We start from the raw sequence: 15,192 nt of genomic DNA, 5'->3' as shown, positions 1-15,192 counted from the left end.
ATGTAGCAAGATCACAGGATTAGAATATATTTGCCCATAATGCCCTGCAAAAAGCATGAATGCGCAAAAAAAACACTGAATGCTAAAACATCAAAAAATGCTATTATCCGCTAACCTGTTATCAGGCACCTGCTGTTTTAAGGATGAGGATAGTATATGGATCAGGCTGGAATTATTCGCGACCTGCTCACCTGGCTGGAAGGTCATCTCGACCAGCCTTTGTCACTGGATAATGTGGCGGCTAAAGCAGGCTATTCCAAGTGGCATCTGCAAAGGATGTTCAAGGATGTCACCGGTCATGCTATCGGGGCCTATATTCGCGCACGTCGTTTATCGAAATCTGCTGTGGCTCTGCGCCTGACCGCGCGCCCGATTCTGGATATTGCCCTGCAATATCGTTTCGATTCGCAGCAGACCTTCACCCGCGCCTTTAAAAAACAGTTCTCGTTGACGCCAGCGCTGTATCGTCGCTCGCCTGACTGGAGCTCGTTTGGCATGCGTCCGCCTCTGCGTCTGGGCGAGTTCGCGATGCCGAAGTATGAAATTATTACCCTGCCGGAAACCCATCTGATCGGCACAACGCAGAGCTACTCCTGTTCACTGGAGCAGATTTCCGAGTTCCGTCATCAGATGCGCGTTCAGTTCTGGCGCGACTTCCTGAGCCACGCACCGGCGATCCCGCCGATCCTGTATGGTCTCAACGAAACGCACCCAAGCCAGGAAAAAGACGACGAGCAGGAGGTGTTCTACACCACCGCGCTGACGCCAGAGATGGCCAATGGCTACATTCAGGGTTCGAAGCCTGTCGTGCTGGAAGGTGGCGAATACGTGATGTTCGCCTATGAAGGGCTGGGAACGGGGGTGCAGGAGTTTATCCTGACCGTTTACGGAACCTGCATGCCGATGCTGAATCTGAATCGCCGTAAAGGTCAGGACATTGAGCTCTACTACCCGGCTCAGGATGCGAAACCGGAAGAAGGCCCTATCAATCTGCGTATGGAATTCTTGATTCCAATACGTCGTTAACGCTGCAGTTCGTCAAGCGCAGGGGCATCGAGATGCGAAATGTCCCCTGCCATCTCCACGACCCAACCTGACGCCAGCCACGCGCTTTCCTGATAATCAATTCGGGAAATGGAGCAGTTACGCAGACGCAGACGGCGCTCAGCGTAAGCCGGTAACCCCAGAATGGTGCTCACCAGGCAACCCAACGCAATCCCATGACTCACCAGCAGCGGACGGCTTCCCGCCGGAAGCTTCAGGCATTCCGCCAGTGCGGCATGCATACGTACGCTGAGCTCCTGCATGGATTCGCCCTCAGGAATACGGCCATCTTCGGTACCGTTTACCAGCGTGCGGCGCCAGCCCTCTTCCGTTTCCGTCAGCGTATCGATATGGCGTTTTTCCAGCACGCCCATATCCAGCTCGCGCAGGCGCGGCTCAAGCATGACGTCACAGCCGCAGGCGTCTGCGATGATGCGCGCCGTCTGCTGTGTGCGACCTAAATCGCTGGTAATGACGTGGGTAATGCCCAGCGTTCTGGCACGCTCTGCCACCTGCCACGCTTGCTGCACACCCTTCTCAGTGAGAGGACTGTCTGACTGGCCTTGAATACGTCGCTCGGCGTTCCACTGCGTTTCACCGTGGCGAACAAGGTATACCTGTAACATGCTTTTTTTCCGTTATACTGCGATGAGTTTTTTTTGAATCGAGCTTAATTATGCACCATGTTGTCTCTGCTACCACTAATCCTGCCAAAATTCAGGCAATTCTAAGGGCATTTGACGAGATCTTCGGCGCAGGATCCTGCCATATTGAGGCCATCGGCGTCGAGAGTGGCGTTCCTGAACAGCCGTTTGGCAGCGAGGAAACGCGCGCTGGCGCACGAAATCGCGTGGCAAATGCCAGGGCTGCGGCACCGGATGCGGACTTTTGGGTGGCGATTGAAGCCGGTATCGACGAAGGTGCAACCTTTAGCTGGGTGGTGATCGAAAGCCGTGAACAGCGCGGCGAAGCGCGTTCGGCCACCCTGCCCCTGCCGGAAATCATTCTGGAAAAAGTGCGTGCGGGTGAAGCGCTCGGGCCGGTGATGTCGCAGTACACCGGCATTGATGAGATTGGCCGTAAAGAAGGGGCGATTGGCGTCTTTACCGCAGGCGCGCTGACGCGTTCAGGCGTTTACCACCAGGCGGTGATCCTGGCGTTAAGCCCGTTCCATAACGCGATCTATCGTTAAGCGTTTTTCAACAACACCGCTTCCAGCCACTGGCGCAGCTCAACGGGCGCCGACTTCAGGCTGTTCGATCCGCGGGTAATCGTTGCGATGCCCGCGCCGAGCTCATTTTTCAGCTCGCGCTGGCTCATCTCGCCGCGCAGTAACTCTTCAATGATCCGCACGCGCGTGCCCAGCGCCTCACGCTCGTCCGGCGTGAGCATCAGCTGCATCAGGGGTAAATGCAAATCCTGCTCGTAAGACTGACGAAGCAACTCCACAAAACGAAGCCACTCCTGATGACGTTGTTCGGCCATTGCCGAGGAATACGGGGAATGCTGGGTCATGTTATGCTGCCTCTTGTACTCTTTAGCGAGTACAGCATAACACAACCCACGCCGATCAGTAACGTCTCTGCCACTCGGCATCGCTCATCAGGGTATCTTTCTGCCCCATGAAGTAGCGATAGTAGGCATCATAGGCCAGCACGTTCTTCACGTAGCCGCGCGTTTCCGAGAACGGGATGCTCTCGACAAACGCCACGGCGTCGATGCGTCCGGCGCTGTTGCCGAGCCAGGTGCGCACGCGACCCGGTCCCGCGTTATAGGCCGCCGACGAGAAGATGCGGTTGTTGCCGAACTGCTGATACACATACTGGAGATAGCTGGTACCGATATTGATGTTGGTATCCGGATCGAGAAGCTGTGACGGGCTGCTGTATCCAGGGATGTTAAACATCTTCACCGTGTGCGTCGCCGTTCCCGGCATAATCTGCATCAGGCCGCTGGCGCCCACCGGGGAGCGGACTTTCGGGTTCCAGGCACTCTCCTGACGGGCAATGGCCATCGCGTAGCTTTGCGGAATATCTTTGCCGCGGGTATAGCGTTCGAACAGATCGTTGTACGCCAGCGGGAAACGCTCCTCCAGATGATCCCACAGCTTACCGGCGATCGTCGCCTGCACGCTCAGATCCCACCAGTGGTTATCAAAGGCATAGCGGGCAAGCTGGGCTTTTTCATCGGTGGTGCGGCTGGTCACCAGATTCGCCCATTCGCTGCGCGCGGTGTTATCCATATTCCAGTACATCAGCTCGCGAACGCGCGCCATTTCTGGCCCCTGCGTCAGCGCCGGGTTCGCGTTAGCGGGCGCCTTATCAATGCGGAAGGTGTACTCCTCGCCCAGGCGCTGCGCGGCCGCCATCGGGTAGAACCCGCGTTGCTGCATCAGCGTATGGAGAATCTCTTTGGCTTCATCATCACGACCGCGCTCCATCAGCAGATCGGCCTGCCAGTAGCGCCATTCGTCTTTCTCTTTGGCCTCCATTGGCAACCGCGCGAGCCAGGTATTGAGCCCGCGACGATCGCCCGTACCCAGCGCCATGCGCACGCGGCGCTCCACCAGCGACGTGGAGTTCGAACGCATAATGGCATCGTCTCGCCAGCGCGCCTGCTCGTCGGTTACATCGGTGCCCATCAGTCGCCACGCCACAATATCGCGCAGCTCCTGGGTTTGCTCCTCATTAAGCTGCTGCGCCTGCACCAGCTGTGGGATCATCAGCCGTGCGTTTTCCACATCGTCACGCGCCACGCTGGCAAAAGCCACCGCCGCCATCTGGCGGGTAAAATCGGTCGCGCCCGTACTGCGGGCAAAGGTCAGCACGCTGTTGGGATCGTTTGCCAGCGAGATAACCGCCGTGGAGATCGTCTGGTAATCGGACGGCATCTGCCCCGCCAGCGTGGTCACCAGCCGCGTGTTGCCTGCCTTCATCGCCAGGCGGATGCGCTCAAGATAGGACAGCGGGTCCTGCTTGCCGGAAGCACGCCACGCGCCAAACAGGGAATCACAGGCGTTCGGCTGATTTTTCCCGGTCAGCCAGAGCTCTTTCGCCCCGGCCCAGGCCTCTTCCTGCTGGCCGGTCGCCCATTTTGCGTAGTAGTAGTTACACTGCGCTTCGGTGGTATTCGGCTTTTCTGGGCTAAACGCCAGCAGCCCGCGCCAGTCTTCGCGACGCGCCAGCTCATTCACAAAACGAGACTGGAGATTTCGGGCTGGCGGCAGGGTCGGGTTCGCCTGAATGAAGTTATTCACGGTGACGGTGGGCTGGTTCATGAGATCGTCCGTGATCTGGCGATACTCAAGATACGGATACAGCGGATAATCCTTTAGCGTCGGCATCAGCGCCTGAACGGTATCCATCTGCTTGTTGTCCCACGCCTGTTTAATCTGAGCGTAGCGACTACGTTGTTCATCCAGTGAATCGGCATGCACCGCCTGGCTTACCGCCATTACGCATACGCTGGCAGCCAGCAGACGCCAGACCACCTGTTTGGCTTTTTCCACAAGCTCTTCCTCATTGTTTTTTCGTCAATTGCAGCGTCTTGCCACGTCAAAGTCTAATTAACTTATGCTAACCAGGCATCCTTCAACGCGCCACGTCATGGACACTTTTTTACCTTTCTTGCGCGTTTTAACACTCCCGACGTTCCTGGCTGGGATTAGGGCGGGAAAAAGGCTACACTTCGAGGCTGAAATTCCTTCTCATTACGATAAAAGAGGCGAAGTCCAACGTGGCTCAATTCGTTTATACCATGCATCGTGTCGGCAAAGTTGTCCCGCCGAAACGTCATATTCTTAAAAATATCTCGCTGAGCTTCTTCCCGGGCGCAAAAATCGGTGTTCTGGGTCTCAACGGTGCCGGTAAGTCCACCCTGCTGCGCATCATGGCCGGCATTGATACAGACATCGAAGGTGAAGCCCGTCCGCAGCCTGGCATCAAGATTGGCTACCTGCCGCAGGAACCTCAGCTGAACCCGGAACACACCGTTCGCGAATCTGTTGAAGAAGCGGTATCCGAAGTGGTTAACGCCCTGAAAGGTCTGGATGAAGTGTATGCCAAATACGCCGAGCCGGATGCGGACTTCGACAAGCTGGCCGCACAGCAGGGCAAGTATGAAGAGATCATCCAGGCGCACGACGGTCACAACCTGAACGTGCAGCTGGAGCGCGCGGCTGATGCCCTGCGTCTGCCGGACTGGGATGCAAAAATCGCGAACCTCTCCGGGGGTGAACGCCGCCGCGTGGCGCTGTGCCGCCTGCTGCTGGAAAAACCAGACATGCTGCTGCTCGACGAACCAACTAACCACCTGGATGCGGAATCCGTGGCGTGGCTGGAGCGCTTCCTGCACGACTTCGAAGGCACCGTTGTGGCGATTACCCACGACCGTTACTTCCTCGACAACGTCGCCGGCTGGATCCTGGAGCTGGACCGCGGTGAAGGTATTCCGTGGGAAGGCAACTACTCCTCCTGGCTGGAGCAGAAAGATCAGCGTCTGGCTCAGGAAGCGTCTCAGGAAGCGGCCCGTCGTAAGTCTATCGAGAAAGAGCTGGAGTGGGTGCGTCAGGGCGCGAAAGGCCGTCAGTCTAAGGGTAAAGCCCGTCTGGCACGCTTCGAAGAGCTGAACAACACCGAATACCAGAAACGTAACGAAACCAACGAACTGTTTATTCCACCTGGAGCACGTCTGGGGGATAAAGTGGTTGAAGTGACCAACCTGCGTAAGTCTTACGGCGACCGTGTGCTGATCGACGACCTGACCTTCTCCGTACCGAAAGGTGCTATCGTCGGCATCATCGGTCCGAACGGCGCGGGTAAATCAACTCTGTTCCGCATGATGTCCGGTCAGGAACAGCCAGACAGCGGCTCTATCACCCTGGGTGAGACCGTGAAGCTGGCCTCCGTTGACCAGTTCCGTGACGCGATGGATAACAGCAAAACCGTGTGGGAAGAAGTCTCCGGCGGTCTGGATATCATGCGTATCGGCAACACCGAGATGCCAAGCCGCGCCTACGTTGGTCGCTTTAACTTTAAAGGCACCGACCAGGGCAAACGCGTGGGCGAGCTGTCCGGCGGTGAGCGCGGTCGTCTGCACCTGGCGAAGCTGCTGCAGGTGGGCGGTAACGTTCTGCTGCTCGATGAACCAACAAACGACCTGGATATCGAAACCCTGCGCGCGCTGGAAAACGCCCTGCTGGAATTCCCGGGCTGCGCGATGGTTATCTCGCACGACCGCTGGTTCCTGGACCGTATCGCGACCCACATCCTGGACTACCAGGACGAAGGTAAGGTGGAGTTCTTCGAAGGTAACTTCACCGAATACGAAGAGTACAAGAAACGCACGCTGGGCGCCGACGCGCTGGAGCCGAAGCGTATTAAGTACAAGCGTATTGCGAAATAAAAGCAAAACGGCAACTTCGGTTGCCGTTTTTTATGGTTGTTCCCTCTCCCCGTGGGAGAGGGCCAGGGTGAGGGCATCAGGCCGCACAGTGTGTAGGCCGGGTAAGGCGAAGCCGCCACCCGGCTTTTTTATTTGCCCACGTAATACCGCTTCACCTCGTCAAACTGCATCGCAAACTCAATATAGCTCATCAGCGCGGGCGAATTCAGCTTGCGGCTCGGGTAGGCCAGCCAGAGGTCGTTGCCTTCAACGTTCCACTCCGGCAGCACCTGCACCAGCGCGCCCTTTTCAATCTTATCTTCCAGCAAAAATGCAGGAAGCAGCGTGATCCCCGCCCCGGCCATCGCGCACTCGCGGGCGTACACCAGATTATCGGTCATGTGCGCGTTATCCGGCAGGTAGCGGTAATCCTCATTCTCGCTTCGCAGAAGCCACTCCGACCAGGCTCTGTGCGTAATGCTGCGGTGCTCCACCAGTTGACGGGGATGCGTTAGCGGCGCCCGCCGCGCCAGATAGTCCGGCGAGGCCAGCATGTAGCGCGGACAATGCCCGATCATTCGGCCAATCAGGGAGGAGTCCTGCGGCTTGCCGGTACGCAGCGCCACGTCAAAGCCGGACTCGACCAGATCCACCACATCATCAGAGATCGACACGTCCAGCGAAACCTCAGGATAGCGAAGCTGGAACTCGGCATTCATATGCGCCAGCAGCGTCGCGCCAATCCCCGCCGGACAGGTGATGCGCAGCCGCCCGCTCGGGTTTTCGCGCAGGCGCTGAATGGCATACTCCGCCCGCTCGCTGGCCGCCAGCATTTCGCGGCAGTGCACCAGATAGTGCTCGCCCGCAAACGTCAGGTTCAGCCTGCGGGTAGTGCGGTTGAGCAGGCGGATACCCACCTGCTGCTCCAGCTGGCTAATTCGCTGGCTGACGCTGGATTTCGGCAGTTCGGCTTTCTGGGCTGCCGCGGTAAAGCTGCCCATCTCCGCCACCAGCGCGAAAAGCGCCATATCCTGCAGCTGTTTAAACATGATTGTTCATCCTGTACGAACGCTGAGTTCTTGATTGTCCATCTTATCATGCAGCTGGCCACTTAATAGACTAGCCTCAACAAAACGCATGCCATTGAGGAGCACACCATGTCAGTTAAAGCCATTGCCGTGAACCCGGAAAATCCGTCCACCTTCATTGAAATCACCCCACCAATGCCACAGCCCGGCGAGCACGATCTGCTGGTGGAGGTCAAAGCCGTCTCGGTTAACCCGGTCGATACCAAAGTCCACGCAGGCATTGCCAAAAACGGGCTGAAAGAGCCGCGCGTGCTGGGCTGGGATGCCAGCGGGATCGTCAAAGCCGCTGGCGCTGGCGTCACCGGATTCAAACCGGGAGATGAGGTGTGGTATGCAGGGGACATCACCCGCCCGGGCAGCAACACCACACACCAGCTGATCGACGCGCGCATAGTCGGGCACAAACCGACAAGCCTCGGCTGGGCGGCTGCCGCTGCGCTACCGTTGACCGCACTCACCGCGTGGGAAGGCCTGTTTGAACGGCTGAATATTCAGGATGCCGGTGCGGACAAAACCCTGCTAATCATCGGCGGTGCGGGCGGCGTGGGATCGCTGGCGATCCCGTTTGCGAAGCACAACAGCAAGGTAAAGGTTATCGCAACGGCGTCCCGTGAAGATTCCGCCCAGTGGTGCCGCGATCGCGGTGCAGATGTGGTGGTGAACTACCGCGATCTGAAAGGCGAACTGGCGAAGCACGGGCTGAACTTTGTGGATTACATTTTCATCCTCAACGATACCGACGGACACTGGGAGGCGGTCAGCGAACTGATTGCGCCGCAGGGGCATATCTGTTCTATCGTGGAGAATGAACACCCGCTGAACCAGGACAAGCTGAAGTCGAAATCCGCCGCGCTGCACTGGGAATTTATGTACACCCGCAGCATGTACCAGACCGCTGATATGGCGCGTCAGGGTGAGATCCTCAATGAGGTGGCGAAGCTGGTGGATAACGGCGTGGTGGAAAGCTCACTGAGTGAAACGCTGCACGGGCTGAGCGTGGAAAGCATTACGGAGGCGCACCGTAAAGTGCTGGACGGGCATATGCGGGGGAAAGTGGTGGTTGAGTATTGAGTGGGTTGTTCCCCCTCACCCTAACCCTCTCCCCATAGGGGAGAGGGGATAGCACGGAGCCGTCTTTAACCCTGCTCCCCCATCATCTCCTTCACCAGCTCGACGCAGCGCAGGAAACGGGAGTCGTAGTCCGACTCTTCCACGTGCACAAACTCAACATTGTTTTCGTTGAGCATATCCACCAGCATGGTCTGGAATTCACGCCTGTCGACGGAGCTGCCGAGGCTGCGCATGCCGTCGGCCACCCACGGGGTGTTGTTTTCCAGCAGGATCACCAGGTCAAAGCGGTATTCGTCAATCAGCGCCTGCACGAACGGATGTTCACGCCCTTCGTACTTTTTGCAGAACGCTTGGGTGGTGACAAAATCGGTATCGATAAACGCCACCTTGTTGGCGTATTTCACCGCGAAATCAATGTACTGGGCATGACCGAGCGCGATTTTGTCGTAGTCGGAATACTGCAGCGCCATCTCATCACCGCCCAGATGGGAAAAGACATAGTCGCGCCCGTACTCCCACGCGCTGGTGGTATTGAAGATATTCGCCAGCTTGTTGACCAGCGTTGACTTACCGCTCGATTCGCCGCCCAGGATGGCGACGGTGCGCACAAAGAACGGCTTCACCTCGGTTGGGATGTAGTCCCAATAGCGGAACGGGTTTTCGCGGATCTGTGCCCCGCTGATGTTCATGAAGGTGCGTTTCGGATCGATCAGCACCGTCTCAATGCCCAGATGCTCGCGGAACTGCGGCGCGTCGGACTCTTCAGAGGTGTAGATCCAGTTAGGCGCAATGCCCTTCTCTTCCATAAACGCTTTGATGCCGTTGCTCCACACGTCCCAGCCGTGCGGGTACGGCTCCATGCCCTCTTCGTTAAAGGCGTGAATACGGATGTTTTTCTGGTACTTGAAGGTCTGAAGCAGCCAGCGCAGGCGGTCCGGCACGGTCGGCTGCTGCGACATGGCGCTGTCTTCAAACAGCTGGCGATCGCGGGTTTCGTCGTATCCCATGATGATGTGCAGCTCATCCACCTGGCTGCAGGCGCGCTGGATCAGATAGATATGCCCGGTATGCAGCGGGTAAAACTTGCCGAACACCACGCCGATGTTCTTTTGCATACGCGGGAATTCCAGCCCCAGAAAGCGGTGCAGCGCTTCCAGCTTCTGCGCGCTGGGGCTTTTGATTTTGGCGTTCAGCAGTTGGCTCAGGTAGCCTTTGGTCATGCCGCTGGCGTCTGCCACCTGCTGCAGCGTGCAGCCCTTCTGGCGGATAGCGGTCTTGATGTAGTCAAATGATGACATAAATTACGGTGCCTCCTGCAAAATCGAATACGTAATTATAAGTCGTCAAAGACATTTAACGCATCTGCGAGTTTCTTCACGCCAAAAACCTGCATCCCTTCCGGGATTTTTTTCGGCACGTTTGCAGCCGGAACGATCGCGCGACGGAAACCGTGTTTTGCCGCCTCGGAGATTCGCTCCTGCCCGCTCGGCACCGGACGGATTTCCCCGGCCAGCCCCACCTCGCCGAAGACGACCAGATCCTGCGGCAGCGGTCTGTCGCGCAGGCTGGAGACCATCGCCAGCAGCAGCGCCAGGTCTGCGCTGGTCTCAGTGACTTTGACGCCGCCGACCACGTTCACGAAGACGTCCTGATCCGCCATCTGCAGCCCGCCGTGACGGTGCAGCACCGCCAGCAGGATCGCCAGACGGTTCTGTTCCAGACCAACCGCTACGCGCCGCGGGTTGCCCATCATCGAGTGATCGACCAGCGCCTGAATTTCGACGAGCAGCGGGCGCGTCCCTTCCCACAGCACCATCACCGAGCTGCCGGAGGTGATCTCATCGCCACGGCTCAGGAAGATGGCCGACGGGTTGCTGACTTCGCGCAGCCCCTGCTCGGTCATGGCAAACACGCCTAACTCGTTCACCGCACCAAAGCGGTTTTTATGGCTGCGCAGGGTGCGGAAGCGGGAATCCGCGTCGCCGTCGAGCATCACGGAGCAGTCGATACAGTGTTCGAGCACCTTCGGCCCCGCCAGCGAGCCATCTTTGGTCACATGGCCCACCATCACAATCGCCACGCCGCGTGTTTTAGCAAAGCGCGTCAGGTAGGCCGCGGTTTCACGGACCTGCGCGACGCTGCCCGGCGAGGACTGGATGTCCGCCATGTGCATCACCTGGATGGAGTCGATCACCATCAGCTTCGGCTGCTCTTCTTCGGCGATCATGCAGATCTGCTCGATGCTGGTTTCCGACAGCATGTTCAGGTTGCCGGTCGGCAGGCCCAGACGGTGCGCGCGCATCGCCACCTGCTGCAGGGACTCTTCCCCCGTGACGTACAGGGTTTTCATCTGTTCGGCAAGCTTGCAGAGCGTTTGCAGCAGCAGGGTCGATTTACCCGCGCCCGGGTTACCGCCGATAAGAATCGCGCTGCCCGGCACCACGCCACCGCCGAGCACGCGATCGAACTCTTTAAACCCGGTGGAGAAGCGCGGCAGCTCTTCGAGGCTGATGTCCGAGAGCTTCTGGACTTTCGCTACGCCCGCATTGCCCGCGTAGCCACTCAGGCGCTCGTTGCGCGCCACGCTCGGCGAAGCCGCCACACCACGCACTTCGGTGATGGTGTTCCAGGCATGACAGGCGCTGCATTGCCCCTGCCAGCGCGGATAATCCGCACCACATTCATTACAGACAAATGCGCGTTTTGGAGCTTTCGCCACGGTTTACCTCGTTATTTCTCTGCGGCCTGCGTGCCGGGTGGCGCTTACGCTTACCCGGCCTACAAAGCAGACCGTTATTTCTGATTAAGGCTGCCGGAGAGAATGCAGAACACCCCCATCAGGTCAGCGTGACGGATAGTCACTTCCGTCTTTTCATTCACTTTTGGCTTGGCATGGTAGGCAATGCCCAGGCCGGCCGCTTTGATCATCGGCAGGTCGTTCGCGCCGTCTCCGATGGCGACGGTCTGGACAACCGGAATTTCATATTTTTCCGCCAGACGCGTCAGCGTATTGGCTTTGTACTGGGCATCCACGATATCGCCGATCACCTGGCCGGTCAGCTTGCCGTCCATGATCTCCAGCTCATTGGCCACCACGGTGGTCAGATGCAGTTTTTCCCGCAGATAATCCGCGAAGAAGGTGAAGCCACCGGAGGCAATCGCCACCTTCCAGCCGAGGGACTGCAGCTTCAGCACCAGCTGCGTCAGTCCGGGCATCAATGGCAGCACATCGCGCACCTGGCGCAGAATGTTGGCATCGGCCCCTTTCAGGGTCGCCACGCGCTGTCTCAGGCTGGCGGTGAAATCCAGCTCGCCGCGCATCGCACGCTCGGTGACTTCCGCCACCAGCTCGCCGCTGCCCGCCAGCTTCGCAATTTCGTCAATACACTCGATCTGAATGGCGGTAGAGTCCATGTCCATGACCAGCAGGCCCGGCGTTTTCAGGTGCGGAATTTTACCCAGCGGCGCGACGTCCAGCCCGGCGTCATGCGCCAGGCGCGTGGCGCGCTGCGTCAGAGAGCCCGCCAGACGAATGACCTGGTAGTCTTCCACGCACCAGGCGGCGACGATGACCATCGCGGCCCCCAGTTTGGTTTGATACTGGGTCAGGCGTTGCTTATCCAGACCGCGTCCGTACAGCAGCCAGCCGCTACGACCGGCGTGGTAATCCAGAGGCATCACCTCATCGCCACTTAAAGAGAGCGGCAATCCTGGCCATAAAGAGACATCCGTTGGCAGGTCACACCAGGTAATGTTCGGCATTAAAGCTCCTGTAATTTCGTTCGCGCCGGAAGGTTGCAGAGGGAAAATAACGCATGAGGCTACCCTGTAACCATCACTTCTGGCAACATTAAGCCGTAAATTTTCAGCAGGTGGAATATGGCTCGCGCAAAACTGAAATTCCGGCTCCATCGCGCCGTGATTGTCCTTTCCTGTCTCGCACTCTTAGTGGTGCTGATGCAAGGGGCATCGTGGTTTAGCCAGAATCATCAACGGCAACGCAACCCGCAGTTTGAAGAGCTGGCCCGCACGCTGGCACGCCAGGTGACGCTCAACGTCGCGCCGTCCATGCGAACCGAAACGCCGGACGAGAAGCGGATAGGCCAGGTTTTACGCCTGCTGACGGAGAACAGCCGCATTCTTGATGCGGGCGTCTATGATGAGCAAGGCAACCTGATTGCCCGCGCGGGCGAACATGTCGACGTGCGCGACAGGCTGGCGCTGGACGGCAAAAAAGCCGGCGGCTACTTCAACCAACAGCTTGTTGAACCTATTCAGGGCAAGAATGGCCCTCTGGGGTATCTGCGCCTGACGCTCGACACCCATACTCTTCCGACTGAAGCCAAGCAGGTCGATAATACCACCAACATTCTGCGCCTGATGCTGCTGCTTTCGCTCGCCATTGGCGTTGTGCTGGCGCGCACCCTGCTTCGCGGCAAACGCACGCGCTGGCAGCAATCCCCGTTCCTGCTGACCGCCAGCCGGTCGGTCCCCGAAGACGAAGAGAGCGAGAAGAAAGAATAGTGATAAAGTAGGCGAACGATTCAGAAAAGGAACTTTGCCATGACGACGTTACGCCTGCTTATCTCTGACTCTTACGATCCCTGGTTTAATCTCGCGGTGGAAGAGTGCATCTTCCGCCAGATGCCTGCCACCCAGCGCGTCCTCTTTCTCTGGCGTAACGCCGATACGGTGGTCATTGGTCGTGCGCAAAATCCGTGGAAAGAGTGCAACACCCGGCGCATGGAAGAAGACAACGTCCGCCTGGCGCGCCGGAGCAGCGGCGGCGGTGCGGTGTTCCACGATCTGGGCAATACCTGCTTTACCTTTATGGCGGGAAAACCGGAATACGACAAAACCATCTCAACATCCATCGTCCTCAACGCGCTCAATGCGCTCGGCGTGACGGCTGAAGCTTCGGGACGCAACGATCTGGTGGTCAAAACGCCCGACGGTGACCGCAAGGTCTCCGGCTCTGCCTATCGTGAAACGATGGATCGCGGATTCCACCACGGCACCCTGCTGCTGAATGCCGATCTGAGCCGTCTGGCGAACTACCTTAATCCTGATAAGAAAAAGCTACAGGCTAAGGGCATTACATCCGTACGCGGGCGCGTGGCGAATCTGGTGGAACTGCTGCCCGGGATTACTCACGAGCAGATTTGCGATGCGATCCGTGACGCTTTCTTCGAACATTACGGTGAGCAGGTAGAAGCCGAAGTGATCTCCCCGGACAAAACGCCGGACCTGCCCAACTTCGCCGACACCTTCGCCCGCCAGAGCAGCTGGGAGTGGAACTTCGGTCAGGCCCCTGCCTTTTCCCATCTACTGGACGAACGTTTTACCTGGGGCGGCGTGGAATTGCACTTTGACGTTGAGAAGGGCCATATTACCCGCACGCAGGTCTTTACGGATAGTCTCAATCCGGCACCGTTAGAGGCGCTGGCCGCGCGTCTGCAGGGCTGTTTGTATCGGGCGGATATGTTGCAGCAGGAGTGTGATGCGCTGATCGGCGATTTTCCGCAACAAGAAAGAGAATTGCGGGAATTATCGGCCTGGATCGCCCAGGCTATAAAATAACCCGGATAAAAAGCGGTGAATAAATGCACCGCTTTTTTATTATTCGCTTCCCTCTACATGTAAATACATGCACAAATGTATTTACCCGCATTAATATTTCTCAAAACAAAAATTAGAATTAATCATTATAGAATTAACATTAACCATTAATAGAATCCTCGCGCTTGCAACACTGCAAGTTAATGACTTCATGATAATTAATACAATTATTCAATTATTGGTTAAGGAATAACAATGAAAAAAGTTCTTCTTGCAACACTGATTGCAATGACGTCCACGGCAGCGCTGGCAGACGGCAGCATCGTGATGAAGGTTCAGGGTAAAATGAACCATGCTTCTTGCACCCCTGAATTAAGCAACGGCGGTTCTATTGATTTTGGGACGATCGCGCTGGATCAGCTCTCTCCAACCCAGACCAACCAGATGGGCCAGAAAGACATGTCTCTGACCATCAACTGCCCGTCTGCAACCAAAGTTGCCTGGAGTATTGCCGATAACAAAGAAGACTCCAATGCGGCAAACGATCTGAGCTCCAGCGAGTTTTATATTCGTGATGCTAAAGACAATGGCGGCGACGTGTATGGTGCTGGCACCACCTATGGCGTGGGCACCACTGCCGCTGGCGACAAAATTGGTGCGTATGCGATCAGCACCCGCGTCAATGAAATCACGGCTAACGGCATGCCTGCCCAGGCTATCTATGCCCCTGCCTACGTGAACAGCAAAGGCGAATACATGTGGCGCAACCTGGCGTCTGGCGTTATCGCTAACGGTAACGCGGAAATTATGACCGCAACCAAGCCTGGCTATACCGCACCGCTGGCCATCACCAACGTGGTTTATCCGTTCAAAGTGTCTCTGGCGATTGTTAACACTAACCGCCTGTCCACCACGGATGAAGCTCAGCTGAGCGGCGAAACCACCATCACGCTGGTTTACCTGTAATCATTGACGATTGGTCACTATCACGGCGGAGTATTCCGCCGTTTTCATTTAAATAAATACATTCATAAATGTTTAAATTAGC

At 57.2% G+C, this 15,192-nt stretch carries 14 protein-coding genes; 7 read left to right on the top strand and 7 right to left on the bottom strand.

Going from position 1 to position 15,192, the window contains the following annotated elements; all coding sequences use genetic code 11:
* The first annotated feature begins 156 nt into the window (after positions 1-156).
* Positions 157-1,026 (top strand): MDR efflux pump AcrAB transcriptional activator RobA, encoded by an 870-nt coding sequence (robA, locus tag V1572_RS06115; RefSeq protein ID WP_045907752.1) that lies wholly within the window; start codon positions 157-159, stop codon positions 1,024-1,026.
* Here robA and gpmB read toward each other — a convergent pair.
* Complete coding sequence (gene gpmB, locus V1572_RS06110; protein ID WP_008502057.1) at positions 1,023-1,670, bottom strand: 2,3-diphosphoglycerate-dependent phosphoglycerate mutase GpmB; 648 nt, start codon at positions 1,668-1,670, stop codon at positions 1,023-1,025. The two genes, robA and gpmB, sit on opposite strands and share 4 nt — an antisense overlap.
* 50 nt (positions 1,671-1,720) lie before the next feature.
* Here gpmB and yjjX point away from each other — a divergent pair, with 50 nt between their 5' ends.
* Positions 1,721-2,236, top strand: coding sequence for an inosine/xanthosine triphosphatase (yjjX, locus tag V1572_RS06105; protein ID WP_008502058.1), 516 nt, complete (start codon positions 1,721-1,723; stop codon positions 2,234-2,236).
* Here yjjX and trpR read toward each other — a convergent pair.
* Entirely contained in the window at positions 2,233-2,559 is a 327-nt protein-coding gene (trpR, locus tag V1572_RS06100; protein ID WP_021240574.1) for a trp operon repressor, read from the bottom strand. The two genes, yjjX and trpR, sit on opposite strands and share 4 nt — an antisense overlap.
* A 55-nt stretch (positions 2,560-2,614) precedes the next feature.
* Positions 2,615-4,552 carry a murein transglycosylase gene (sltY, locus tag V1572_RS06095; RefSeq protein ID WP_048028566.1) on the bottom strand — a complete coding sequence of 646 codons (1,938 nt, stop codon included), beginning with the start codon at positions 4,550-4,552 and terminating at the stop codon, positions 2,615-2,617.
* Between the two features lie 227 nt (positions 4,553-4,779).
* Here sltY and ettA point away from each other — a divergent pair, with 227 nt between their 5' ends.
* Entirely contained in the window at positions 4,780-6,447 is a 1,668-nt protein-coding gene (gene ettA / locus V1572_RS06090; RefSeq protein ID WP_003856515.1) for an energy-dependent translational throttle protein EttA, read from the top strand.
* 128 nt (positions 6,448-6,575) lie between these two features.
* On the opposite strand, the gene V1572_RS06085 is transcribed toward ettA, so the two are convergent.
* Positions 6,576-7,475, bottom strand: a complete 900-nt coding sequence (locus V1572_RS06085) for a LysR family transcriptional regulator (RefSeq protein WP_248222492.1) — start codon at positions 7,473-7,475, stop codon at positions 6,576-6,578.
* 108 nt (positions 7,476-7,583) lie between these two features.
* Here V1572_RS06085 and V1572_RS06080 point away from each other — a divergent pair, with 108 nt between their 5' ends.
* Positions 7,584-8,585, top strand: a complete 1,002-nt coding sequence (locus V1572_RS06080; RefSeq protein ID WP_395299785.1) for a zinc-binding alcohol dehydrogenase family protein — start codon at positions 7,584-7,586, stop codon at positions 8,583-8,585.
* A 65-nt stretch (positions 8,586-8,650) separates the two neighbouring features.
* Here V1572_RS06080 and nadR read toward each other — a convergent pair whose 3' ends face one another.
* From nadR to serB, 3 genes are all read right to left on the bottom strand, one after another.
* A complete protein-coding gene (gene nadR / locus V1572_RS06075) occupies positions 8,651-9,883 on the bottom strand; it encodes a multifunctional transcriptional regulator/nicotinamide-nucleotide adenylyltransferase/ribosylnicotinamide kinase NadR (protein ID WP_032643997.1) in 1,233 nt (410 codons plus the stop codon).
* A 35-nt stretch (positions 9,884-9,918) separates the two neighbouring features.
* On the bottom strand, positions 9,919-11,304 hold the full coding sequence (radA, locus tag V1572_RS06070; RefSeq protein ID WP_023293325.1) for a DNA repair protein RadA: 1,386 nt from the start codon (positions 11,302-11,304) through the stop codon (positions 9,919-9,921).
* Between the two features lie 74 nt (positions 11,305-11,378).
* Positions 11,379-12,347 (bottom strand): phosphoserine phosphatase, encoded by a 969-nt coding sequence (serB, locus tag V1572_RS06065; RefSeq protein WP_008502066.1) that lies wholly within the window; start codon positions 12,345-12,347, stop codon positions 11,379-11,381.
* Between the two features lie 117 nt (positions 12,348-12,464).
* Between serB and V1572_RS06060 the strand changes: the two genes are divergently transcribed.
* The 3 genes from V1572_RS06060 (at position 12,465) to V1572_RS06050 (ending at position 15,110) form a co-directional block, all read left to right on the top strand.
* Positions 12,465-13,109, top strand: coding sequence for a YtjB family periplasmic protein (locus V1572_RS06060; RefSeq protein ID WP_048225575.1), 645 nt, complete (start codon positions 12,465-12,467; stop codon positions 13,107-13,109).
* Between the two features lie 39 nt (positions 13,110-13,148).
* A complete protein-coding gene (gene lplA, locus V1572_RS06055; protein WP_048028573.1) occupies positions 13,149-14,165 on the top strand; it encodes a lipoate--protein ligase LplA in 1,017 nt (338 codons plus the stop codon).
* Between the two features lie 234 nt (positions 14,166-14,399).
* Positions 14,400-15,110, top strand: coding sequence for a DUF1120 domain-containing protein (locus tag V1572_RS06050; protein WP_045907746.1), 711 nt, complete (start codon positions 14,400-14,402; stop codon positions 15,108-15,110).
* The last annotated feature ends 82 nt before the right edge of the window (positions 15,111-15,192 follow it).

It is taken from the genome of Enterobacter quasiroggenkampii (genome assembly GCF_043972695.1).
Lineage (GTDB): Bacteria > Pseudomonadota > Gammaproteobacteria > Enterobacterales > Enterobacteriaceae > Enterobacter > Enterobacter quasiroggenkampii.
Note: the sequence above shows the minus strand (reverse complement) of the source record. Positions and strands in the feature narration are given on the sequence as shown.